The sequence below is a fragment of the Dactylosporangium sp. NPDC049525 genome (assembly GCF_040676755.1).
Lineage (GTDB): Bacteria > Actinomycetota > Actinomycetes > Mycobacteriales > Micromonosporaceae > Dactylosporangium.
Map to the genome: position 1 here is coordinate 43017 of NZ_JBFAPO010000019.1, position 24439 is coordinate 67455.

A 24439-nucleotide genomic window follows, 5' to 3' on the forward strand; every position below is an offset into this window, starting at 1 on the left:
CCGCAACCACGCCACCCATTCGCGCGGCCGGAGGCTGCGCGGAACCACCGACCTACGCGGACCTGCACCAGAAATCAGTCCAGGCGGCGTACCCCCACGCGAACCTCAACGGAAGACGACCAGAGGATCTTGGGGGGTGAACAGGAAGCCCAGATCCGGAAGGCCCCGGGGGGACCTTCCGGATCACGAAGCAAACGTCAGGCCGCAGAAGCCCGAACGAGCGTGCGGATCTGGCGAAGAAGGACGGACAGCGCGGCGAGGTCCCCAGGAGACTCGCCGAACTCGCCGATCGCATTGCGAGTACGGGCGATCGACGTGGCGTTGCTCTGCTCCCACTCGTCGACGCGGGCCTCGGCGTCCCCGGAGGGGGCGGTGCCGTTGAGCACCTCAGCGGTCAGGGCCGCGAGCGCCGCATACAGGTCGTAGCGCAGCGCCATGCGGGCCAGGGTCTGCCAGCGGTCCTCGCGGGGCAGGTCGGAGATCTTCGACAGCAGGTCGTCGATGCGGAAGCGTTCCGACAGCACGTAGTAGACCGTGGCGACCTCGTTGACGTCGCGGCCGGTCTGGGAGGCGACCTCGACGATGTCGAGCAGGCCGAAGCCATACATGATGCGGGTGGTGAGCTCGGCCAGCTCGTCGGGCAGGCCGAGCTCGCGCAGCTGGACGGTGTTGGCGTGCAGGGCGTCGCGCTCGCGGCCCCGGAAGAGGGTGTCGAGCTCGCCGAGCAGGCGCGAGATGCCGGGGCGCAGCCGGGCGATCTCGCCGGGCACGTCGATCGGCAGGCGGCGGTTGGAGACCAGCCAGCGCACGGCGCGGTCGAGCAGGCGCCGGATCTCCAGGTAGACCTCGGTCTGCGACTCGGTCGGGATCTGGTTGTCGAGTGCCTCGACGGCGACGCGCAGGGCGTTGAGCCCATAGACCTCGCGGATGACGACGGAGGCGCGCAGCACGTCCGCCGAGCCGGCGCCGGTCTCCTCCGACGCGCGGTGGAAGAAGGACGTGCCGCCGCGGTTGACCGCCTCGTTGACGACGGCCGTGGTGACGATCTCGCGGCGCAGCGGGTGCTCGGCCATCGCCTCGACGAACCGGTCGCGCAGCGCGGTCGGGAAGTAGTCGACGAGCACCTCGGTGGTCCACTCCTCGTCCGGCAGGCCGGAGTCGAGGATCTCGTGCTCGAGCACGATCTTCACGTAGGACAGCATGACCGCGAACTCGGGTGAGGTCAGGCCGACGCCGACGGCGGCGCGGGAGTCGAGCTCCTCGTCGGTCGGCAGTCCCTCCAGGGTCCGGTCGAGCTGGCCGCGGCGCTCCAGGTCGGCGATGAGGCGCTTGTGTACCGGCAGCAGCGACCGGGACTGGGCGCGGGCGTTGCCCAGCGCGGTGGCCTGGTCGTAGTTGTCGCGCAGCACGAGGTCGCTGACCTCGTCGGTCATCTGGGCCAGCAGCGGGTTGCGGTCGGCCTGGTCGAGCTGGCCGGCGGCGACGGCGCGGTCGAGCAGGATCTTGATGTTGACCTCGTGGTCGGAGCAGTCGACGCCGGCGGAGTTGTCGATGAAGTCGGTGGCGATGTGGCCGCCGCCGAGGGCGAACTCGATCCGGCCGAGCTGGGTGAGGCCGAGGTTGCCGCCCTCGCCGACGACCTTGGCGCGCAGCTCCCGGCCGTTGACCCGGATGTGGTCGTTGGCCTTGTCGCCGACGTCGGCGTGCGACTCGCTGCTGGCCTTGACGTAGGTGCCGATGCCGCCGTTCCAGAACAGGTCGACGGGGGCGGCGAGGATGGCGTGCATCAGCTCGTTGGGCGTCAGCGAGGTCAGCGAGGACGGGATGCCCAGCGCCGCCTTCGCCTCGGACGTGAGCGGGATCGACTTCGCCGTGCGGGGATAGACCCCGCCGCCGGTGGAGATGATCGACTTGTCGTAGTCGTCCCAGGATGAGCGTGGCAGGTCGAACAGCCGCTGCCGCTCCTCGAACGACGCCGTCCGGTCCGGCGTGGGGTCGATGAAGATGTGCCGGTGGTCGAAGGCCGCGACCAGCAGGATGTGCCGGGAGAGCAGCATCCCGTTGCCGAAGACGTCGCCGGACATGTCGCCGACGCCGACCACAGTGAAGTCGGTGGTCTGGGTGTCGACGCCGAGCTCGCGGAAGTGCCGCTTCACCGACTCCCAGGCGCCCTTGGCGGTGATGCCCATCCGCTTGTGGTCATAGCCGGCCGAGCCGCCCGAGGCGAACGCGTCGCCGAGCCAGAACCCGTAGCGGGTCGAGATCTCGTTGGCGATGTCGGAGAACGTGGCGGTGCCCTTGTCCGCGGCGACGACGAGATACGGGTCGTCGGGGTCGTGCCGGACTACGTCAGCAGGGGCGACGACCTTGCCGCCGTCGAGGTTGTCGGTGACGTCGAGCAGGGCGGAGATGAACAGCTGGTAGCAGGCGACGGCCTCGTCCCGGTCGCCCGGGACCTGCTTGAGCACGAAGCCGCCCTTGGCCCCGGTCGGCACGATCACCGCGTTCTTCACCATCTGCGCCTTGACCAGGCCGAGGATCTCGGTGCGGAAGTCCTCGCGCCGGTCGGACCAGCGCAGCCCGCCCCGGGCGACCGCGCCGAAGCGCAGGTGCACGCCCTCGAACCTCGGCGAGTAGACGAAGATCTCGAACTTCGGCCGTGGTGCCGGCAGGTCGGGGATCGACTGCGGGTCGAGCTTGAACGCCGTGTAGGACTTCGGGCGTCCGGCCTCGCCGCGCTGGAAGAACGAGGTGCGCAGCGTCGCCTGGATCAGCATCAGGAACGAGCGCAGGATGCGGTCCTGGTCGAGGCTGGTCACCCCGTCGAGGTCGGCGTGGATCGCCGAGACCAGCTCCTTGGACTGCACGGCGCGGCTGTCCTCGGACAGCTGCAGCCGCGGGTCGAACCGGGCCGCGAACAGCGCGACGAGCTTGGAGGCGATCGCCGGATACTGCAGCAGCGTCGACTCCATGTAGTCCTGCGAGAACACCGTGCCGGCCTGGCGCAGATACTTCGCGTAGGCGCGCAGCACGACGACCTCGCGCCAGGTGAGCCCGGCCTTGATGACGAGGGTGTTGAACCCGTCGACCTCGGCCTCGCCGCGCCAGGTGGCGGAGAACGCGTTCTCCAGGTGGGGACGCACCTCGGCGATCGCCCGCGAGTCGGCGGGCAGCTGCAGGCCGAAGTCATAGAGATAGATGGTGCCGTCGACGCGGTGCATCTCATACGGCCGCTCGTCGGTGACCCGCACGCCGAGGGAGTGCAGCACCGGCAGGACCGCCGACAGGATCATCGGCTCGCCGTAGCGATACACCTTGAACCGGATGTCGGACTCGTCCTGGCGGCGCCGATAGACGTGCATGACCAGCTGGCCCGGCTCGTCGAGCAGCTCCAGCTTCGCGACGTCCTTCACCGCCTCGAATGGCGTGTGCTCGTCCTTGTAGGTCTCCGAGATCGCGCCGCTGTATCGCTGGTAGAGGACCTTCGCCTGGTGCTCGTCGTCGAGCTTGCGCTCCAGCACGAGCCGGAAGTCGTCGTCCCAGAGGCGGGTGGCCTCGGCGAGCCGCTCCGTCAGGTCGTCGACGTCGACGTCGCCGGGCGGGTTGCCGGGCTCGGTGCGCACGATGAAGTGGACCCGCGCGAACTTCGACTCGCTGACCCTGGTCGTGTAGTCGACGCCGATGCCGTTGAGCTCGGCGAGGAGGATCTGCTGGATGCGCAGCCGATTGGCGGTGGTGAACCGGTCCCGGGGCAGGTAGACCAGGCACGAGATGAACCGGCCATAGGCGTCGCGGCGCAGGAACAGCCGCAGCTGCCGCCGCCCGGCCAGGCGCAGCACGCTCATCGCGGAGCGGTACAGCTCGTCGGTGGTGATCTGGAACAGCTCGTCGCGCGGATAGGTTTCCAGGGTCTCCATCAGGTCCTTGCCGGAGTGGCTGCGCGGCGACAGGCCGGAGCGCTCCACCACCTCGGCGACCTTGCGCTTGACCACCGGCAGGTCCCGCACGCTGGTGCGATAGGCCGCGGAGGAGAACAGCCCCAGGAAGCGCTTCTCGCCGGTCACGTTGCCATCGGCGTCGAACTGCTTGAAGCCGATGTAGTCCAGATACGCCGAGCGGTGCACGGTCGCCCTGGAATTGGCCTTGGTGATGATCAGCAGCCGCTTCTCCAGCGCCTTGGCATACGCCTCGGTGGTCATGGAGCTCAGCACCCGCGGGTGCGGCTGGTCGGCGCGCAGGATGCCCAGGCCGGTGCCGAGGACGGCCTGCAGCAGGTCCTCGCCGCCGTCGCCCTTGATCAGCTTGTATTGCCGGAAGCCCAGGAACGTGAAGTGGTCGTCGGCGAGCCACCGCAGCAGCTCGACGGAGTCGGTGATGTCCTTGTCCGGCACCGGCAGCTGCGCGCTGCCCAGCTCGTCGGCGAGCGTGAGCGCCTGGGTGCGCATCTTCGGCCAGTCCTCGACCGCTTCGCGCACGTCGTTGAGCACGCGGGCCAGGTCTGTGCGGACCGTCTCGAGGTCACGCTCGTCGCGGATGCGGTCGATCTCGATGCGGATCCAGCTCTCGACGATGTCGCCGGGGGCGGCGTCCTCGGGCTCGAGCCCGACCCGGATCTCCTCCAGGGCGCCAAGCGGCTGGCGGCGCACCACGACGAGCGGGTGGACGAGCAGGTTGACGTCGAGATTGCGCGACGACAGGGCGCTGGTGACCGAGTCGACGAGGAAGGGCATGTCGTCGGTGACGATCTCCAGCGATGTGCCGCCGGTCACACTGAGCCCCAGACGGAGCTTCAGCTCCCCCGGGACCCGCTGCCCCGCGAGCTCCAGGTGCGAGCCCGTGGCCGCGACCATCTTCGACACCTGGCAGCTGGCCAGCTCCTCGTCGGGGACGAGTCGCCAGTATTGCGCAACCAGGCCGGGATCGACGTCCTGCGCGGCGGCCAGGACCACCGCCTCGGCGACGAGGTGCTCAGCGTTGGGCACAGGCTGGGCTAACTCGTCGTCCTCGATCGCTGGCTCGGCGACCGCAGTGCGCACCGTTGCCGTGGGCCGGTTCATCGGTCTGTTCTCCCCTCACCCACGACGCTGTGGGTTGTCCCGCACAGCCTAAGACGTACCGCCGACAATTCTGATCGGCGTATGCCCCAGCAACCGGTTCAGCAGCGTCGGTTACCCGATCGACCAGCACCCGCCCATACCAATTGTCCAACTTTTCCGATCTTGGGGCGTGCGGATCGTGGCTTTCATGACGCAGAATCGCCCCCATGGCCGTTTCATTTCGTCGCATGATCGCCCTCCTCGCCGGGCTGACGCTGCTGGGCGCCCTGCCCGCCTGCTCCAGCAAGCCACCGGACGACGCGCTGAAGACGTTCCTCGCCGCGTGGGAGCAGGGCAACATCGCCGGGATGAAGTTCGTGGGCACGGATGGCAAAGCGCTCAGTGGCGACGCGGCGCAGAAGCTGTGGACCACGGTCGCCGGCGACCTCGCCGCCACCCCGCCCAAGCTGGCCATCAAGGGCTCGCCGGCGGTCAAGAAGGACGAGGCCAGCGCCGTCGTCACGGTCAAGTGGCCGGTCTCCGGCTCGACCTGGGAATACGACACCACCGTCAAGGCCAAGCGGGTCGACAAGCAGTGGACCGTCGTCTGGGACGCCAAGACCATCAACCCGACGCTGGAGCCCACCGACAAGATCGCCGTGCGCAAGACGCCGGGTTCCCGCGGCAGCATCCTCGACGGCGCCGGCCAGCCGATCGTGAGCAGCAAGCCCGTGGTCATCATCGGCGTGCAGCCACGCTCGGTCACCGATATCAACATCGTGGTGAAGAACCTCGGCGACGCCTTCACCACGGCCAAGGTGCAGGTCGACCTGTCCGGCCTGCCGAACAAGGTGAAGGCCGCGAAGCCCGACGCGTTCGTCGAGGTCGTGACGCTGCGCAAGGAGGTCTACGACACCGTCGCCAACAAGCTCAACTCGACGCCCGGCGTCGTCACCCGCAACTCGACGCAGACCCTGGGACCCTCCGCCCAGTTCGCCCGTGCGCTGATCGGCACGTCCGGCGAGGTGACCAAGGAGATCATGGACAAGAACCCCGGCAAGTACAAGGTCGGCGACGTCGTCGGCCTGTCCGGGCTGCAACAGAAGTACGACGCGGCACTGCAGGGCAAACCGGGCGTCTCCGTCGTGGTGCCGATGCCCACCGGTACCCCGGACAAGAAGCTCTTCACCGCAGACCCGGCGGCGGGTTCGGCGATCAAGGTCACCCTTGACGTCAACATCCAGAACGCGGCCGAGGCGGCCCTCGCCCTCGACACCCGCCGCTCCGCGCTCGTCGCGATCCGGGTCAGCGACAACACGCTCGTCGCGGTCGCCAACGGCCCCGGCGCGGCCGGCAACAACTTCGCCCTCACCGGCCAGACCCCGCCCGGCTCGACGTTCAAGACGATCACCGCGCTCGGCGTGCTCGACAAGGGCACGACCGGCGAGACGGTGGTCCCCTGCCCGAAGAACCTCACCGTCGACGGCCGCACGTTCAAGAACTCCCACGACATGGAGCTCGGCAACGTGCCGTTCCGGGTCGACTTCGCGAAGTCGTGCAACACCGCGTTCGCCAGCCTGGCACCGCAGTTGGCCCCCGACGGCCTGGCGAAGACCGCGCAGAGCGTCGGCATCGGCATCCCGTGGGACCTCGGCGTCGACGTCTTCACCGGCAAGGTCTCCTCGAACGGCTCCAAGTCCGAGCAGGCCGCGGCCGCGTTCGGCCAGGGCACCACGCTCTCCTCACCGGTCGCCCTCGCCGGCGCCGCCGCCGCGATCGCCCGCGGTCAGTGGAAGCAGCCGCAGCTGGTGCTCGACCCCGCCCCGAAGAGCCCGGCGGCTGACGGCCCGCAGCTCAACCAGGCGTCGCTGGACGCGCTGCGGCAGATGATGCGCGAGGTCGTCACCGACGGCACCGCCAACCAGCTCAAGGATCTCCCCGGCGACCTGCGCGGCAAGACCGGCACCGCCGAATACGACAACGACCCGGCGCACACGCATTCCTGGTTCATGGGATACCGCGGCGACATCGCCTTCTGCGTCTTCGTGGAGAACGGTGGCGCCAGCACCGCGGCGGCCGTCCCGATCGCCGGGAAGTTCTTCCAGACCATCGGCTGACCAGCGGCAAACGGCCCCACTCGCCGACGGCGGGTGGGGCCGTTGCACGTCATCGTTGCTTCGGTGTCCGGTCCTCATCGGGGGTACGGGCAGCAGGCACCACATCCGTCAACGGCGACTCGGGCGGCTCGACGGGTTCCCGCGGGGTCCTGCTCTGCGCCGGCACGAACGGCACGACGCCGTCGCGGTCCTGGCCGGGCGGGTCGTCATGCGGGTCGCTGCGGCGGGCGAGGCGACCCGAGGACGGCGGTGCCGAGATCGGCGCGAGCGTCAACGCCAGCCGGGGCGCCCGGCGGCCTTTCCGCCCGGGGCGCCCGAACGGCAGCGCGCCGCCACCGTCCTCCGCGCCCTGATCCGCGCTCGGCTCGGTGCCGGCCGGCTCGGCGGGCGCGCCGGCGCCGCTGCCGACGGTGACCCAGCCGCCGTCTGCGGGACCGGCCGGCTCCACTGCGTCGAGGTCGATCGGCTTGCGGGTGGTGATTCCGATCACAGCGCCGCGACTGTACGCGGGAAGCCTCGGCGTCTCGGGCGCCTCGGCCTTGCCCGCCCCGGCGCGGCCGGCGGCCCGGTCGGCGGCGAGGTCGACCACCGCGCCGGTCCGGACGTCGACCCAGGCGACCGGTGGCAGTTCGAGGTCCGTGTCGACGGCGCCGACCGGTGTCCCCGCGGTGGCGTGCTCTGCCGGCGAGGGACCGTCGGGGGCATTGACCGACGTCTCGGTGGCGTCAGGAGAGGCCGGCTCGACCTCCGCCGCCAAATTCTCGGCCGGGCCGTCGGAGGAATCATCCCCCGGATCGTCGGCCGGGTCACCCGGGAGGTCCTCGGCCAGGTCGGCGGGCGGGTCGGCGGGCACGACGTCCACCGGGTCGCCCGGGAGGTCCTCGACCGCGTCGGCGGCCAGATCGTCCGCCGGTTCACCCGGGAAGTCGTCGGTGGGGTCGGCAGGGAACTCCGCGGCGGGCGCATCCTCGGGTGGAACATCGGCGCCGTCCGCCGGCTCGGTGATCTGGTCGGCGGATGCTCCATCGCCCGGGCCGGCGGCCCACTCGGCGTCCAGGTCGGCGGGCTCGCCTGGCGGCGCCTCGGCCGGCGCGTCCGCCTGCTCGGTGGTCAGCGCGTCCACCCGGTCCCCAGCCGGCCCGAACACCGCCACGGACGCCGGCTCGAACACCGGCCCGGAAGCCGACTCGAACACCGGCGCAGAGGCCGGCTCAGGCACCGGCGCAGAGGCCGGCTCGGGCACTGGCCGTGAGGAAAGCGCGGCGGCAGGCTCGAACACCGGGCCGGAGGCAGGTCCGGGGGCAGGCACGATCAGGGGCGCAGCGGCCGGCTCAGCGGCCGGGGCGGGTGCCTGCAGCGGCGGGGCGGACACCACCGGGGTGAGGTCGTCGGCCGCGAGGGCGGCGGACGTGACGAGGGGCTCGAGGCCGGCGACCAGGACGTCGGTGACCTCCCGCGCATACTGGCCGTCGGGGTCGTAGTCCGGGTCGAAGACGGTGACCTGGACGCCCACGCAGCGGGGGTCGGAGACCAGGCCGCTGAGCAGGATCTCCAGCTCCCGGTAGGCGATCCCGCCCACGTCGGGGGCGTCGACCGCCGGCATGACCGCCGGGTCGAGGACGTCGACGTCGACGTGGACCCAGAAGCCTGCGCAGTCGCGCAGCTGGTCGCGGGCCCACTGGGCGGAGCGGGCGGCGCCGTGGGAGCGCAGCTCCGGCACCGCGCGGGCGACGATCCCCGCCGCCTGCAGGTCGAGGCGGTATTCGTCATGGGTGCGGATGCCGAGCAGGACCACGTCGACGTCGCGGAAGTAGGGCCGGCGCTGCTCGATCGAGGCCAGGTTGCTCTGCCCCCGGCCGGTGGCCAGGGCGAGGGCCTCCCCCGCCGCGGCACCGACATAGGAGGCGTTGCCCTCGTGGCGGAAGTCGGAGTGGCCGTCGACGTAGACGAGGCCGACCCGGCCGGCGAGGTCGGCGGAGTACCGCCGCATCGCCAGGCCGGCGCCGAGCAGGATCGAGCAGTCGCCGCCGAGGACGACCGGGAAGTCGCCGGAGGCCAGGACGGTGCCGATCCGGTCGGCCAGGCGGCGGACGAAGACCGCGATCTCATCCGCCTGGGCGACGCCGTCGCCGGGCTCCCAGCCGGCCGGGTCATACCGCGGCGGGGTGATGCACCCCGCGTCGCGGGCGCCCAGCCGGACCAGCAGGCCGCTGTCGCGCAGCGAGCCGGGGGCTTTCGCGCAGCCGGGGACCGAGGTTGCGGTCGGTGGCCGTAACCCCAGGTTGCTCGGTGCGTCGACGACGGCGATCCGGCGCATCCCGCCCCGGCTCAGAAGAGTGCGCTCGCCAGCGCCCGGCGGGCTTTGGCGACCGCGGGGTCGTCGGGCCCCGCGACGGTGAACAGCGAGACGAGGTGTTTGCGCACCGTCTCGCGTTCGTCGCCGGGGGTGCGGCGGACAAGGTCGATGAGGCGCTTGTAGGCGAGGTCGGCCTGGCCGGTCAGCACCTCGATGTCGGCGGCGAGCAGCTGCGAGGGCACGTCGTCGCCGGCGGCGGCGAGGACCACCGCGGGGTCGAGCCCGGCGGTGCGGCGCAGGAGGGCGACCTGGGCCAGCCCGGACTCGGCGATCGGATCGGCCGGCGTGTCGGCGAGAATGTTGCGGTACGCCTGCTCGGCGGCGTCGAGGTCGCCGTCCATGAGGGCGTCGTCGGCGGCGAGCAGGCGCGGGTCGTCGCCGTGCTGGACCTCGACGCCGGCGGCCTTGAGGACCGCGTCGATCCACTGGCGCAGGTGGGCCTCGGGCAGCATCTGGTTGAACGCGTCGACGGGCTGCCCGCCGACGATCGCGACGACGAACGGGATGCCCTGGATGCGGAACATCTGGGCGAGCCGCGGGTTGGCCTCGATGTCGACGCGGCCGAGCAGCCAGGTGCCCTCACCGTCGGCGGCGAGCTTCTCCAGCAGCGGGGAGAACTGCTGGTGCGGCTGGCTGCCGTCGACGTAGAAGTCCAGGACGACCGGGGTGGTGACCGAACGCTGCAGGACGGCGTCCTGGAAGTTGGTCTCGGTGACGTCGAACACGAACGCGGAGCTCGGCGCGGCGGCAGGCTGGGCAGATCGCTGCGCCGCGGCCTGATTGCTCCGGGCTAGGGCGCCGAGGTCCACCGCCCCGCGGGTGAAGATCGACTGGGTCTGCCTTGGGTCGCTCATGAAGCTAGTTTTGCACGTGCCCCAAGTGGTCTGCCGCAAGTGACCGGTCCGATCCACCCGCCACCAGTGTGACGGCGCCGTCGATGTGCTCCACGGTGAAGAGGGTGCCGGGCGGGAAGTCGCCGAGGACCTCCGGCGGCAGCTGGACCGTGCCGTCCCCGGCGACGACGGCGAAGTCCTGGCCGTCGCGGCCTTCGGCGCCGACCCGGCCGTCGCGGATGGTCACGGCGCGGCCGAGGCGGGTGCCGACGTCACCGTCGTGGGTGACGACGACGATGGTGGTGTTGCGCTCCTGGTTGACGGTCTCGAGGGCCTCGAGGACCTCGTCGCGGCCGGCGGTGTCGAGCTGGCTGGTCGGCTCGTCAACGAGCAGCAGGCCGGGCCCGGCGGCGATGCCGACGGCGAGCGCGGCGCGCTGGCGGGCGCCGGGGGCGAGCTCGTCGATGCGGGAGCGGCCGAGGCCGGGCAGGCCGACCAGGTCCAGGATGCGGTCCGGGTCGTCGAGCTTGATGCCCTCGGTGCGGGCGGCGCGCCGCTGGGCGAGCCAGATGTTGCGGTGCAGCGTCGCGTAGGGCAGCAGGTTGCGGGCGGCGCCCTGCAGCACCACGCCGATCTCGGTGCCGCGGAGGCGGGCGATCTCGCCGTCGGAGAGCTTGCCCATGTCATACGTGCCGATGTTGACCCTGCCGGCGGACGGGCGCATGAGCCCGGCCAGCAGCGCGATCAGCGTCGATTTGCCGGAGCCGGACGGCCCGACCAGGGCCAGGGTCTCCCCCGGGCCGATCGACAGGTCGACGCCGGCGAGGGCAACGACGTCGCCGGCCTCGGCCCGGTAGATGTGCACGACCCGTCGGCAGGCCACCGCCAACCCGTTCATGAGCAGTCCCCTTTATCGCTGTCTGGTCGCGGCACGGAGTCGGGCACCGGCGAGGAGCGCCACGCCGGTGAGGGTCAGCACGGACGCCACCCAGGCGGCGGCGACCGGGAGCGGCGACGGCCAGATCGGCACCGGGAAGGTGCCGGGGTCGTCGGTGAACACCGGAAGATGTTCGCGCACCAGCAGCCAGCTTGCCAGAGCGGCGAACGGCCCGATGACCGCCGCGGTGCCGACCAGCGCCAGGTAGCCGTTGGCGGACGCGTCGCGGCGGGCGACGCCCTGCGCCCGCAGGGCCCGCAGCTCGCCGCCGCGGCGCTGCCGGTCCAGGGCGGTCACGAGCCAGAGCGCGCCGCCGGCGAGCAGCACCGCGAGGCCCGCGGCGAGCTCGTGGAAGCGCAGCGCGACCGCCGGCCCCTGCTCGTCGAGCGCGGCCCGCAGCGGAGCGATGCGCTGGTCGGACACGACGACGAGGCCCTGCGCGTGGATCCGGTCCAGGATGTCGGCGGGGGCGCGGTCGTTGAGCCAGATCTGCGGGTGCAGCGTGTCGCCGCCGCCGCTGGAGAGCCGGTCCATGTACTCGAGGTCGACGAGGCCGCCGTGCACGCCCATGCGGGGGACCTGGGCGACCTCGCCGGCGACCTGGACGACGACCCGGGTCTGGTCGAAGCCGGACATGTGGTCGTCGATGCCGGCGGTGCGTGCCATGACGACGGGCATCGGCACGGGCACGTCGGTCGGCAGGAGGCGGAACGCGACGTCGGCGCCCTTGTAGTTCGACACGTCCATGCGCAGGCCGCCGCCGGCGGAGCTGAGCGTGGGCACGATGAGCCGGGGCCCGGGGCTCTCCGGGACCCGCCACTCGTCGGGGTTGCCGAAGTCGGTGATCGTCTCGCCGCGCTGGGCCATGCCGTGCAGGGTGATCGTGGCGTCGAAGCCGCGGCCCTCCGGCTGCCTGATCTGCAGCGCGGCGAGGCGGCACTTGTTCACGCACATCGGCAGGTTCTTGACGTACGTGTGGCGCCCCAGCTGCGGCGCGCCGAAGTCGACCTCGCCGACGGCGGAACCGTCCAGGGGCACCACGACGACGATGAACCGGACGCGGAAGGCGTCGTAGAGCTTGTCGACGGTGATGTCGAGGGTCACGTCCTTGTTGTCGAGGATGACGCTTTCGCGCGGCACGTCGGGGCGCATCGCGGCGGCGGCCTCGGCGGCGGTGAAGTGCTTGTCGTCCCACAGCGCGACCCGGGCGAGGCGCTGGGAGTCCACCGCGAGCATCGGCGGCACCCCGGAGTCGTCCGGCGGCGGCAGGATCATCGTGGCCATGGCGAAGTCGCCGGCGGGGTCGATCGCCCGGACCTTGCCGAGCAGTTCGGTGCGGCCGGCCTGTTCGAGGGTGATGATCCGGTCGGCGCCCTGCTCGACCCGGATGCGGGTGTCGCGGTTGTCGTCGGAGGCGGTCGCCGCGGTCGCCGCGAAGCACGCGAGGGCGATGGCGACCACGAACAGGGCGAGGATCCGCTGGCTGCCGGGGCGGCGGGCCATCGCGTACGCGGCCAGGGTCGGCCCGATCCGCCCGCGGCGCAGGGCGCGCCGGCCGTTGCGTTCGGCGAGGGGCAGCACGCCACGGGCGGCGAGCAGGCCGAACGCGATGACGACCAGCGACGGGCCGAAGATCGCGAAGCCGGTCAGCCCACCGTCGCCCTCCCGCAACTGCAGCACGGCGACGACGGCGAGGACCACCACGGCGACCTCGAAGACCGGGGCGCCCCAGCGCGACATCCGGCTGGGCACGTTGCGGAGCAGGTCGATGGTCTTCTTGGCGAGTTCGGCGCGCTGGGCCAGCCCCGCGGCGAGCAGGGCGCCGCCGAGCGCGACGAGGGCCCACCGGTTGGCGCCGGCGGACAGCGGTACGTCGCCGCTGGTGCTCAGCAGCAGCCAGGCGGCGAGCCGGACCAGGTAGTGGCCCAGGAGGAAGCCGGCGGCGCCGCCGAACAGGACCGGCACGATGCTCTCGCCGGCGGCGAGCCACCAGCGGCGCGGGAGGGTGGCGCCGCGCAGCGACAGCAGCCCCAGCTCGAGCCGGCGTTCGGCGGTCGCCGACGCGACGGCGACGAAGAGCACGAACCAGCACAGCAGCACGAGCGGCACCGCAGCGACCGGCACGACCTGCGCGACGAGGCTGCGGTTGCGCTCGATGCGTTTCAGCAGGTCCGGCAGGTCGGCCTTCACCGTCGGCGCCCCGGACAGGCCGACCAGCTGCGCCCGGCCGCTCTCGACGGCGGCGTTGACCGCGGCGAGGCTGTCGCCGGTGATCGCGTCGTGGTCGATGACCACGTCGAGGGCCTGCCGCTCGTTGGGGCGCTCGATCGACTCCAGCGAGAGCCGGCCGGCCAGGATCGGCGCGGTGACCAGCCGGTCCGTGGGGCGCTCGTCGAAGTAGTCGAAGTCGGCCCAGTACTGCTCGGTCCGGTCGAGCGGCTCGTACGCGCCGACGACCGTCATCGTGGTGAACGCGCCGATGGGCATCCACTCGCGGCCCTCGGGGTCGTACGCGCCGGCGGCGACCTCCAGCGTGCCACCGACCTTGAGCTTGAGCTGGTCGACGGTCGGCTTGCTGAGAATGATCTCGCTCTGGCTGATGAAGCAGCGGCCTTCGAGGAAGCGCACGTGCGCGCAGGAGTCGTCGCGGTACACGAACCGCGGCGCGACCGCCTCGACGCCGGGGGCGGTGCCGTTCACGTAGGCGTTGATCTCGGCGCTGAAGACGGTGGTGAAGCCGGGGAACGTGAACACCTTCGGCACGAGGTCCTCGAAGGCGCGGTCGCCCGCCTTGGTGTCCCGCCGTGCCTGGACGACCAGTTCGCTGACAGGTGCCGCCTCGACCTCGCTCGCCACCACGGCGCGGTCGGCCGTGGTGACGTAGACGGGTGCGCTGACCGCGGCCGCCATGGCGAACATCGCCAGGACGAACGCGGTGAGTGCCTGCCCGGGACGGGCCCGGATCATCGACAGCACCAGCCCGATCACGGAGCGCTCCAACCGTCGGCGAAGTAGGGCAGGACGTCGCCGACGTACGCGCGGATGAGCACGGCCAGCAGGATCCCGGTGAGCACAGAGACGCCGGCGAGGATGAGGTACCCCTCGACCGCCACCCGCTGCACGACCCGCGCCGGCGCGCCCTGGGTCCGCAGCGCGGCGAGCTCCGCGGCCCGCGGCCGGCGTTCGACGGCGGCCACGATGAACGCCGAGCCGATCGCGAGCGCCACCCCGATGACCGCCGACAGCAGCATGAACTGCAGGGTCAGCGGCGGGCCGAAGGCCGCATAGCGGGCGGCGGTGTCGTCGATGGACTCCTCGCCGATCACGATCAGCCCCTGCGCCTCCAGCCGGGACCTGATGTCGGCCGGCGCGCCGGCGGCGAGCCAGACCTGCATCGACTCGCCCGCGCCGAAGTCGGCGCCGAGCCGGTCGGCGTATTCGAGGTCGGCGAGCACGCCCTGTTCGCCGAGGCGCGGCAGGCGGGTCGCGGTCCCGACGACCCGCTCGGCGATGGACGCCGAGCCGTAGGTGACGCGCTGGTCGCCGGCGATGCGGCTCTGCAGCTTCCTCGCCCGGATCGTGGCGAGCGGGGCGGGGGTGTCGACCGGGTAGACGCCGGCGTCGCTGGCCGGGCCGGGCCTGATCGGCGCGACCCGCAGCAGGAGCCCGCCGCCGGTCGGCGTGACGATGAGGTTGGGCGGCGCCGGCGACACGGCCAGCCGCCAGCGGGCGCGGTCCGCGAGGGACTCGGCGGTCACCGCCGGCTGCCCGTCCGACAGGCCGCGGACGGTGACCTCGATGCCGGGGCGGGCGGCGAAGAAGACCTTCTGCTCCAGCGTGCTCTGCGTGATGGCGAGGGAGCTGAGCCGGCAGCCGGGCGCCTTGGCGCAGGCCGGGATCGGGGTCTTGAGCACCGCGGCGCCGTCCTGCAGCGGGCCGACCCGGGCGACGAGACGGGCGCCGGCCGGGTCGGCGAGCACCGCCTCGAAGAACAGCGTGCGGCCCGACTCGGGCTTGGTGACCCGGACGTCCAGGTCGAAGGCCAGCTCCCCGCCGGTGATCATGATCGGGTCGGGGGCCGGCGGGTGCAGCGCGGCGGCGGCCTGCTCGGCGGTCATCCCGTATTCGGGCCGCCAGGCCGCGACGGCCGGCAGGCGCGGGGAGTCGACCAGCAGGACCCGGTCCTGGCCGGAGCGCAGCGACTGGACCACCGCCATCGCCTGCCGCCCCGACCCGTCGGCGGCGCGGACCGCCCGGAGCAGGGCGAGCCGGTTCTCGGCGCGGACGTTGAGGACCCGTTCGGCGCCGACCTCCAGCTCGGCCCGGGTGTGCCCGGCGCGCTCGCCGGCGCTCCAGGTGACGAACGACGTGCCGAGCAGCGCCACCGTCACGATCATGAGTGCGGCCAGCCGGTGTACGCCGGGCCGGCGGGCGAGGTAGATGGCGGTGAGCGCGCGGGCCGGCCGGCCGTGCCGCAGCGCCCCCTCGACCAGCCGGCCGGCTACCGCGGTGATCGCGCGGGACGCGACCAGCGCCCCGGCGAGCGCGGCCAGGCCGGGCGCCAGCAGCGCAAGCCCGGCGGCGTCACCGGAGGCGCGGTGCTTCACCTGGTACAGGGCGATCCCCGCGACGATGACGAGGACGAGGTCGAACAGGTCGCGCCAGGCCCTGGCCTTGCCCGGGGTCTGGCGCAGCAGCTCCGCGACGGTCGCGCCCAGCGAGCGCCGCTCGGCGAGCAGGGCCGCCAGCAGCGCGCCGACCACGGCGACCACCACCGCCTGGACCGACAGCGTCGCGGCCTGCCGCACGACCGTGGCGTCCTGGATCGCGCCGGTGACCGCGGTCGCCACCAGGTAGCCCAGCGGCAGCCCGAGCAGCGCCCCGGCCAGCATCGGCACCGCGCTCTGCCCGCCGACGAGGGCCCAGGTGCGCCCGCGGGTGGCACCGCGCAGCTTGACCAGGCCGACGTCCGGGCGGCGTTCCTCACCGGTGTACTTGACCGCCAGGTACAGCGCGAACCAGCACAGCAGCAGCAGCTGGAACGCGCCGACGGGCACGCCGAGACTGACCAGCTGCCGGTCCCGTTCGACCCGCTCGACCGTGGCGTACAGGCTGGTGTAGAGCGTGAGCCGGTTGTTGGCGGCCTTGACCGTCGCCGCGTCGAGGAACGCGCGGACCTCCGACGGGGAGTTGTCGACCAGCAGCGCCGGCTCGGCGACCATGTCGACGACCATCCGCAGCTTGGCCGGGCGCAGCCGGTCGAACACGGCCGGGCCGGCGAGCACCGCGTCGTCGACGGGCTCGGTGATCTCCGGCGGCGCGCCGGTCGGCAGGTCGACGGCGATCAGCTGGGCGTTGCTGCTCCAGAACGGCTCGGTCGGGTCGAGCGGCCGGTAGATGCCGACGACCGTGAACTGCTGCGGCCCGGCGCCGTCGGTCGCGTCGAAGCTGATCGGGTCGCCGGGCTTGACCCCGAGCCAGCGGGCGGTGCGGTAGCTGAGCATCACCTCGGTGTCGCCGGTGGCGCAGCGGCCCTCGATCGCGGCCCGCTCGCAGGCGCCGGTGCGCAGCGTGAGCGGCGAGTCGGTCTCGCGCTTCACGCCCAGCGCGCTGCCGCCGTCCTGCGGCGTGGCGGCGATCAGCGAGCCGACCAGGTATGCCTGCGTATAGGTGGTGAACCCGCCGAGCTCCACGACCGAGGCGGTGAGCGCCGCGTTCGCCTCCAGCTGCGCGACGACGGAGCCACCCTCGACGGCACCCTCACCGACCGTTTCGAGGGACCGCTCCTGGATCGGCGCGGCTGCCACGTGGCGGGTCGCAATGCGTTCCGTGGATGCCAGGACATACCACGGCGCGGCGGCCGCGGCGGCTGCGGCGAGCGTGCTCAGCAGCAGCAACGTCATCGCCTGCGCCCGCCGGGCCCGCAGCGCTGCGAGCACGAGTGCCAGCAAGGCCCCTCCCCCATGGTCAAGGTCGTTCGTAGGTAGACCACCCGGGGGAGGAGCCGGTTGCATTGAGATTAGGTAACGGTGCCCTTAAAAACGTGCCGGTTCGCGGTAAATGCCCCATTCGTCCTTGAGTGCGCCGCAGATCTCGCCGAGGGTTGCCTCGGCCCGGCACGCGTCGAGCATCGCCGGGATCATGTTGCCGCCGCCGCGCGCGGCGTCGACCATCTCGGCCAGCTTGCGCTCGACCAGGGCGTTGTCGCGCTCGGCGCGGCGGGCACCGAGGAGCTTGTTCTGCTCGATCTCGACCTCGTGCGAGACCCGCATGATGTCCAGCTCCCGGGTCAGCGAGCCGGTGTGCACGTTGACGCCGACGACCCGCTTGTCGCCCTTCTCGACGGCCTGCTGGTAGATGAAGGCGCTGTCGGCGATCTCCGACATGAACCAGCCGTCCTCGATGCCGCGCAGGATGCCGGCGGTGATGGTGCCGTCGCCGCCCATGTCGCGGATCCGCTGGAAGATCGCCTCGGCCTCGGCCTCGATGCGGTCGGTGAGGTCCTCGACATACCAGGAGCCGCCGAGCGGGTCGGCGACGTTGGTGATGCCGGTCTCCTCCATCAGCACCTGCTGGGTGCGCAGGGCGATCTCGGCGGCCTCGTCGGTGGGCAGCGCCAGGGTCTCGTCGAGGGCGTTGGTGTGCAGCGAGTTGGTGCCGCCCAGGACCGCGCTGAGCGCCTCGACCGCGGTGCGGACCACGTTGTTGTAGGGCTGCTGCGCGGTGAGCGACACGCCGGCGGTCTGCGTGTGGAACTTGAGCCACAACGCCTTCTCGCTGGTGGCGCCGTAGACGTCGCGCAGCCAGCGGGCCCAGATCCGCCGCGCGGCGCGGAACTTCGCGATCTCCTCGAAGAAGTCGATGTGCGCGTCGAAGAAGAAGCTCAGGCCGGGCGCGAACCGGTTCACGTCCAGGCCGCGCGACTGACCCAGCTCCACGTATCCGAAGCCGTCCGCCAGGGTGTACGCGAGCTCCTGCGCGGCCGTCGAACCCGCTTCGCGGATGTGGTAGCCGGAGACCGACAGCGGCTTGTAGCGCGGGATCTCCTTGCCGCAGAACTCCATCAGGTCGCCGATAAGGCGCAGGTGCGGCTCGGGCGGGAAGAGCCACTCCTTCTGCGCGATGTACTCCTTGAAGATGTCCGTCTGCAGGGTGCCGTCCAGCACGCTCAGGTCGGCGCCCTGGCGCTCGGCGGCCACCAGGTACATGCAGAAGACGGGCACCGCGGGACCGGAGATGGTCATGCTGGTGGTGACGTCGGCCAGCGGGATGCCGTCGAAGAGCACGTCCATGTCGGCGGCGGAGTCGATGGCGACGCCGCAGTGGCCGACCTCGCCGAGCGACTGCGGCTCGTCGGAGTCGCGGCCCATCAGCGTGGGCATGTCGAAGGCGACGGACAGCCCGCCGCCGCCCGCGCCGAGCAGCATCTTGTAGCGGGCGTTGGTCTGCTGCGCGTTGCCGAAGCCGGAGAACTGCCGGATCGTCCAGGTGCGGCCGCGATACCCCGTCGGGTGCAGGCCCCGCGTGTAGGGGAACTCGCCGGGCCAGCCGATGCGCTCGAAGCCGGGCACGTCGGCGCCCTCGGGCGGGCCGTAGACCGGGTCGACCCGGGTCCCGGACAGGGTGGTGAAGTCGGCGTCGCGCTTGCGGGCCTCGTCATAGCGGCGCTGCCAGCGGGCGCGGCCCTCGGCAATGTCGTGGGCGTCCATCGGGTGTCGGCGCTCCTCGGGGTGATCGGGGTGTCCGTCTCACCGTCGATGGTATGCGCTTCCTGAACGATCGCTAAGGAGGGTGGGTGAACTCCCACCCTCCGAAGCGTGACCCTTACGCTGCGGACGCCTCGACCGACTCGGGCAGCTTGTCGCTCACGTGGACGTCGTCCACCACGATGTCGACCGACGTGACCTCGAGGCCCAGCAGGTTCTCGACCGCGCCGATGACGTTGGCGCGGACCTTCTCGGCCACGGAGTACAGCACGAAGCCGTATTCGATCACGAGCGTGACCTGCACGGCCGCGGAACGGCCCTCGAGCCGGACGCTCACGCCGCGGTTGCCGTGCTCGCGCTCGTCGTCGCCGAGGCCGATCCGGTCGCGGACCGAGGCGAAGACGCGGGCGACGTCGCCGCCCAGGTCGTAGACGCCGGGGACCTCGCGCGCGGCGATGCCGGCGATCTTCTCGACCACCTCGTCGGCGATGGTGGTGGTGCCCCGCTCGGCGGCGAGCTCGGCGTTGTTGCGCAGCCGGTCGACGACCTGCGACGCGATCCGCCCGGACGCGGCCGCGGTGGTCGTGGCGAACTCGCCGACCCGGTCGGCGGTCGTGCTGGCGAACTCGCCGACCCGCTCGGCGGTGTCGGAGGCGAACGCGCTGACCCGCTCGCCGGTGGTGGCGCCCGCCACGGACCCCGGAGCGGCCGGCTCGATGGAGAGCGCGTCGCCGGTCATGTCCGGGTCGTCCACATCAGTGCGCTGTGCGGGGAGACCCGCGGTCACGTCGGTCATGTCAAAAACTCCCCTAGGTCGGTGGCCGAGCGCGAGCGTACTCGCGCCCGGCCACCACGGGGACCGTCCTTTTAGCGGACGAGTTGCGCGACGCCGTCGGACAGATGAAGTTCACGGTCGCAGGCGGCCGCGGCCTCGGGGTCGTGGGTGGCGAAGACGACCGCCGCGCCGCGGCGGGCCTCCTCCTGCAGGATCTCCATGACCTTCTGCCGGTTGGTGGAGTCCAGCTCGCTGGTCACCTCGTCGGCGAGCACCACGGCGCCGTGCAGGGCCAGCCCGCGGGCGATCGCGGTGCGCTGCTGCTGGCCGCCGGAGAGCTCCTCGACCAGCTGGTCGGCCTGGCCGGCGAGGCCGAGCCGCTCCAGCGACGACACGGTCGCCCGCCGGGCGTCGGCCGGCGGCGCACCGCCGGCGATCATCGCCACCTGGATGTTCTCCTGCGCGGTGAGGATCGCGGCGAGCCCGTTGTCCTGCGGGATCAGCACGACTTTCTCGGCCACCGCGTGGTCGCGGTCGCGCAACGGCGTGCTGTCCACGGCCACGACACCGGCCGCGGGCTTCAGCAGGCCCGCCATCGCCCACAGCAGGGTCGTCTTGCCGGCCCCGGAGGGTCCGGTGACGGCAAGGATCTGGCCCGGTGAGACGACCACCGACACGTCCCGCAGCACCGGGTGGTCACGCTCATAGGCCACGGTGACGCCGTCGACCGTCAACGTCTTCACTGCACGTCCTCCAACATCTGCGACAACACCGGGGACCGGGCGGGCACCAGCAGCACCGTGCCGTCGGGCTGCGGCTCGACGCCGACCAGCGAACCGGGCGGCAGCAGGCGCAGCGCTTCCTGCGGCAGGTGCACCGTACCGTCGCGACCGACCACCGCGTAGTCCTCTCCGCGCCGGCCCTCGGCACCGACCCGCCCGTCCCGGATGGTGACGGTGCGGCCCATCCGCCGGCCGACATCCGGGTCGTGCGTCACGACGACCACGGTCGTGCCGGCCCGGCGGACCGCGTCCAGGGCGAGGAGCACCTCGTCGCGGGCGTGGGTGTCGAGCTGGCTGGTCGGCTCGTCGGCGAGCAGCAGTCCCGGGCGGGCGGCCAGCCCGACGGCGAGCGCCAACCGTTGACGCTCACCAGGAGAGAGTCGCTGCGGCCGCTGCCGGTTGCGTCCCCGCCCGCTCAGGCCGACGGTCGCGAGCACCTCGCGCGGGTCTGGCAGCTGCCGCCGCCGGTCGGCGGGGGCGCCCCGCTGGGCGAAACGCACGTTCTGCTCCGCCGTCAGGTAGGGCAGCAGGTTGCGCGAGGCGCCCTGCAGCACCACCCCGACGTCGGTGGCCCGCAGCTGCTGCAGCTCCGCCGGGGTGGCCCGGACCAGGTCGTGCGCGCCGACGCTGACCCGCCCCGCCGACGGCGGCAGGAGCCCGGCGAGCAGCGACAGCAGCGTCGACTTGCCGGAGCCGGACGGGCCGAGCAGCGCGACCGACTCGCCCGGGGAGATGTCCAGGTCGACCCCGGACAGGGCGACGACGTCGTAGCCCTCCAGGCGGTAGATGTAGACCAGTCCACGACAGGTCACCGAGAGTCCGGTCACTGGGCACCGTCCCGCAGTCGTTCCGGCGTGGCGCGTCCCATGAGCCGCAGCACCATCAGTACCGCCGCGAACAGACCGACCACGATGACGGCGACCGCCACGGGCAACGCGCCCATGCCGAGCCGCAGGGCGACGGGCGAGGCGACCCCGACCGTGACGAGCGGGATCCCGGGCAGCATCACCATCGCGCCGACCAGGCCGGCGGCGAGACCGACGACGAGCGGCAGGCCGAGCAGCGCCCGGTACTCCCGGAACACCGCCCTGCGCAGCTGCCCGGCCCGCACCCCGGCCACCCGCAGCGCGGCCAGCTCGTAGAGGCGGGCCCGGACCCCGACGTACGCGGTGAGCAGCACCACGCCGATCGCCAGGAGGATCGCGGCCCCGCCGGCGAGCAGGTAGAGCCACAGCCCGAGCGCCGGCGCGCGGCGGGCCAGCTGCGACAGCTGCCCGTCGATGGTCTCGGTGCGCAGCACCTGCACCCCGGCCGCGGCGAGCCGCCGGTCGAGGTCCGCGGGCGCGGCGGCGGAGGCCCACACCTCGTAGCGCAGGGTGGCGTTGTCGGCGAGGCTGGCGCCCCGCTCGGCCATCCGGGTGGCGTAGTCGAGGTCGAAGAGCACCCCGCGCCGGCCCGCCCTGGGCAGGCCGGCGGCGTGTGCCGCGACCGTGAACGGCTGCGGCTGGTCGGAGAAGCCCGGCAGCTTGAACGCCGCCGCGGTCGCGTCGTCGGTGGGCGCGCCACCGGCGAGCACGGCGGGCAGCGCGTCGGGCGTGTCGACGTGCTCGACGACGGCGTCGGCGGGGTCGCTGCCGGAGACGTCGACGCCGAGCGCGGCGCCGGCCCGGACGCTGACCTGGGCGCCGCCGCCGCTGTGCCGCGCCTGCCAGCGTCCGGCGAGGTCGAAGCCGGGCACGAGGGGCCCGCCGTCGCTCTGCAGGCCGCGGACGGCGACGCTGACGGTGAAGGGGTCGCTGCCGCCGGCGGCCCGCCCGATGGCCAGGCCGACGAGCCGGCAGCCGTCCGCGCAGCCGTTGAGGGTCGCGCGGTAGGTCTTCGTCCCCTTCACCAGCCCGCCGAGCGCGACCGTGCGGGGTGGCTGGCCCGGTGCGGCGACGATCGCGGCGACCCGCAGCGCCGGCTTGGCCGGCAGCGCGTCGACGGAGATCTCGGCGGCGAGGTCCTTGCCGATCCGCAGCGGCGCGGCGACGTTCGGGTGCAGCCGCGCGGCCAGGTCGCCGACCTCGGCCGCGGAGTGCCCGCGCCACACCGCGACGCCCGCCAGCCGGGCGGACTGCACCCCGAGCAGCTCGATGGGGGCGTTGTCGAAGCGCTGGCTGGCCCGCACGACGGCCATGGCGTGGCCGCCGGGGTCGGCCTTGTCGACCGCCGCCTCCAGGGCGGACGGGTGGTCGGCCGCGACCGTGAGGACCCGCTGCGCACCGACGGTGTCGTCGGCGGTGTCGCGGCGGGCCTGCGCGGCGGCGTCCCACGCGGTCGCGGCGAACGTCAGCAGCGCCACCGCGACGGTGACCACGACGACGAGCCGCTGGCCACCGGGGCGGCGGGACAGCTGCGCGGCGGACAGCAGCGGCACGATCCGGCCGCGGCGGCGGGCGATGCGCAGCCGCGCGTGCGACCACAGGCCGAGCAGCCGGGCCGCGGCGACGCCGAGGACCACCGCGAGCAGCGGCGGCGCGAGCAGCGCGAGGGGTGAGCCGCGGTCGTTGACGGCGGCGGCGAGGCTGGCCGCGGCGAGCGCCACGACGACGCCGTCCGCGACGCCGGCCCGCCAGCCGCCCCGCTCGGGGACCCGCCGCAGCAGGCCCAGGACGGGCCTGGCCAGGGTCTGCCGGCCGGCGAGGACGGCGGCGGCGAGGCCCGCGGCCAGGGCGATGCCGGCGGCGGCGAACACCGGCCAGCGCACCTCGACCCGGACCCCGTCGGCGAGCAGGGCGCCGGCGGCGCCCTGCACGAGCAGCAGCCCGGCGACGATCCCGACGGGCACCGCGGCGACGGTCAGCAGCAGCACCTCACCGAGGCCGAACCTGGCGGCCCGCCCGGACGGATAGCCACGAAGCTTCGCCAGCGCGATCTCGGGCGCCCGCTCGTCGGTGAGCGAGGCAACAAGCAGAAAAAGCACAAACCAACACAAAAGCAGCAATGGTACGGCGATGACGGGCGCCGTGCGGCCGATGCTGGCGCGGTCGGTGTCGATGTCGCGCAGGACCGCCGGGAGGGTGGTGGTGACCTCGAGCTCCTCGCCCCGCAGCCGGTCCCCCAGGGTCTGGATGCCGTCGCGGAGCCCGGCGACGTCGTCGAGCCTGACCCGGTCGGCGCGCAGCGGGTATTCCAGGCGGGTCGCCAGCGTCGCCGTGCGTTCCAGGCGCAGGTCGTCCTCGGTCATGGAGAACAGGGCGTCGGCCCGCTCCCCCTCGCCTCCCGCGGCGGCGCTGAAGTAGGAGGTGCGGCCCCAGTACGCGGCGTCGCCGTCGGTCGGGGTGTAGATGCCGCGGATCGTGAAGGTCTTGTCGTGCCCGCCGGTCGCCGGCCCCATGCGGACGGTGAGGTGGTCACCGACCTTCAGGTCGCGGGCCGTGGCGGTGCGCCGGCTGACCGCGATCTCGCCCGGGTTGTCGGGACAGTCGCCGTCGATCTTCAGGTGGTAGCAGGCGTTGTCGCGGTACGCGAGCTTGGCGCCCACGTCACCGAACGCGACCTCGGTGTCGATTGCCGCGACCGGCAGGTCGAGCCGGTCGGCGAGCAGCTGGTCCTTGGTGAGCACGGCGTTCATGGCCAGCCGGATCTCGGCGAGGTCCTTGAACGCGGCGCTGTCTGCGGTGCCCTTTGCCCCGACGGTCAGCCCGGTCGCGTCGGTGGACGCGGCGGACAGGCCGTCGGTGAGCACGGACTGCTGCGCGGCACGGCTGTACGCGGGTGCGAGCACGGCCGCCGTGGTCGCCGTCACGGCGAGGAGGAAGACCACGAACGACCGGCCGGCCCGATACCTGATGCCACGCAACATGACGGTCCAGGCCGTCAAGATGTGCCCCCTGTGCTGGTCGAGCTGAAGGT

General features: G+C 72.6%; 11 protein-coding genes and 1 pseudogene. 1 reads left to right on the forward strand and 11 read right to left on the reverse strand.

What is annotated here, in order from left to right; translation table 11 throughout:
* Window positions 1-197 precede the first annotated feature (197 nt).
* A complete protein-coding gene (locus AB0K00_RS26245) occupies window positions 198-5057 on the reverse strand; it encodes an NAD-glutamate dehydrogenase (RefSeq protein WP_363524726.1) in 4860 nt (1619 codons plus the stop codon).
* Between the two features lie 206 nt (window positions 5058-5263).
* Here AB0K00_RS26245 and AB0K00_RS26250 point away from each other — a divergent pair, with 206 nt between their 5' ends.
* On the forward strand, window positions 5264-7153 hold the full coding sequence (locus AB0K00_RS26250; RefSeq protein WP_363524729.1) for a penicillin-binding transpeptidase domain-containing protein: 1890 nt from the start codon (window positions 5264-5266) through the stop codon (window positions 7151-7153).
* Window positions 7154-8570: 1417 nt separating this feature from the next.
* On the opposite strand, the pseudogene AB0K00_RS26255 reads toward AB0K00_RS26250, so the two are convergent.
* The 10 genes and pseudogenes from AB0K00_RS26255 to AB0K00_RS26300 form a co-directional block, all read right to left on the reverse strand.
* Window positions 8571-9470, reverse strand: a pseudogene (locus AB0K00_RS26255) (arginase family protein); the annotation flags it as partial.
* An 11-nt stretch (window positions 9471-9481) separates the two neighbouring features.
* Complete coding sequence (locus AB0K00_RS26260) at window positions 9482-10363, reverse strand: tetratricopeptide repeat protein (RefSeq protein ID WP_363524732.1); 882 nt, start codon at window positions 10361-10363, stop codon at window positions 9482-9484.
* Window positions 10364-10367: 4 nt separating this feature from the next.
* Window positions 10368-11240, reverse strand: a complete 873-nt coding sequence (locus AB0K00_RS26265; protein WP_327005949.1) for an ATP-binding cassette domain-containing protein — start codon at window positions 11238-11240, stop codon at window positions 10368-10370.
* Window positions 11241-11252: 12 nt separating this feature from the next.
* Entirely contained in the window at window positions 11253-14267 is a 3015-nt protein-coding gene (locus tag AB0K00_RS26270) for an FtsX-like permease family protein (RefSeq protein ID WP_363524735.1), read from the reverse strand.
* Complete coding sequence (locus AB0K00_RS26275; protein ID WP_363524737.1) at window positions 14264-17230, reverse strand: FtsX-like permease family protein; 2967 nt, start codon at window positions 17228-17230, stop codon at window positions 14264-14266. The genes AB0K00_RS26270 and AB0K00_RS26275 overlap by 4 nt, the downstream gene beginning before the upstream one ends.
* An 84-nt stretch (window positions 17231-17314) precedes the next feature.
* A complete protein-coding gene (locus AB0K00_RS26280; protein ID WP_363524740.1) occupies window positions 17315-18988 on the reverse strand; it encodes a methylmalonyl-CoA mutase family protein in 1674 nt (557 codons plus the stop codon).
* A 115-nt stretch (window positions 18989-19103) separates the two neighbouring features.
* Window positions 19104-19781, reverse strand: coding sequence for an Asp23/Gls24 family envelope stress response protein (locus tag AB0K00_RS26285; RefSeq protein WP_363524743.1), 678 nt, complete (start codon window positions 19779-19781; stop codon window positions 19104-19106).
* A gap of 71 nt (window positions 19782-19852) precedes the next feature.
* Window positions 19853-20503: an ATP-binding cassette domain-containing protein gene (locus AB0K00_RS26290; RefSeq protein ID WP_363524746.1), complete on the reverse strand. Its 651-nt coding sequence runs from the start codon at window positions 20501-20503 to the stop codon at window positions 19853-19855.
* Window positions 20500-21369, reverse strand: a complete 870-nt coding sequence (locus tag AB0K00_RS26295) for an ATP-binding cassette domain-containing protein (protein WP_363524749.1) — start codon at window positions 21367-21369, stop codon at window positions 20500-20502. Before AB0K00_RS26295 ends, AB0K00_RS26290 begins: the two co-directional genes overlap by 4 nt.
* On the reverse strand, window positions 21366-24407 hold the full coding sequence (locus AB0K00_RS26300; RefSeq protein WP_363524752.1) for an FtsX-like permease family protein: 3042 nt from the start codon (window positions 24405-24407) through the stop codon (window positions 21366-21368). Before AB0K00_RS26300 ends, AB0K00_RS26295 begins: the two co-directional genes overlap by 4 nt.
* Between the last annotated feature and the right edge of the window lie 32 nt (window positions 24408-24439).

What these genes read in the sequence shown, in the direction of transcription:
- AB0K00_RS26245 (WP_363524726.1), bottom strand. Translation starts at nt 5,057, where the DNA reads ATGAACCGGCCCACGGCAACGGTGCGCACTGCGGTCGCCGAGCCAGCG.
- AB0K00_RS26265 (WP_327005949.1), bottom strand. Translation starts at nt 11,240, where the DNA reads ATGAACGGGTTGGCGGTGGCCTGCCGACGGGTCGTGCACATCTACCGG.
- AB0K00_RS26285 (WP_363524743.1), bottom strand. Translation starts at nt 19,781, where the DNA reads ATGACCGACGTGACCGCGGGTCTCCCCGCACAGCGCACTGATGTGGAC.
- AB0K00_RS26280 (WP_363524740.1), bottom strand. Translation starts at nt 18,988, where the DNA reads ATGGACGCCCACGACATTGCCGAGGGCCGCGCCCGCTGGCAGCGCCGC.
- AB0K00_RS26260 (WP_363524732.1), bottom strand. Translation starts at nt 10,363, where the DNA reads ATGAGCGACCCAAGGCAGACCCAGTCGATCTTCACCCGCGGGGCGGTG.
- AB0K00_RS26250 (WP_363524729.1), top strand. Translation starts at nt 5,264, where the DNA reads ATGGCCGTTTCATTTCGTCGCATGATCGCCCTCCTCGCCGGGCTGACG.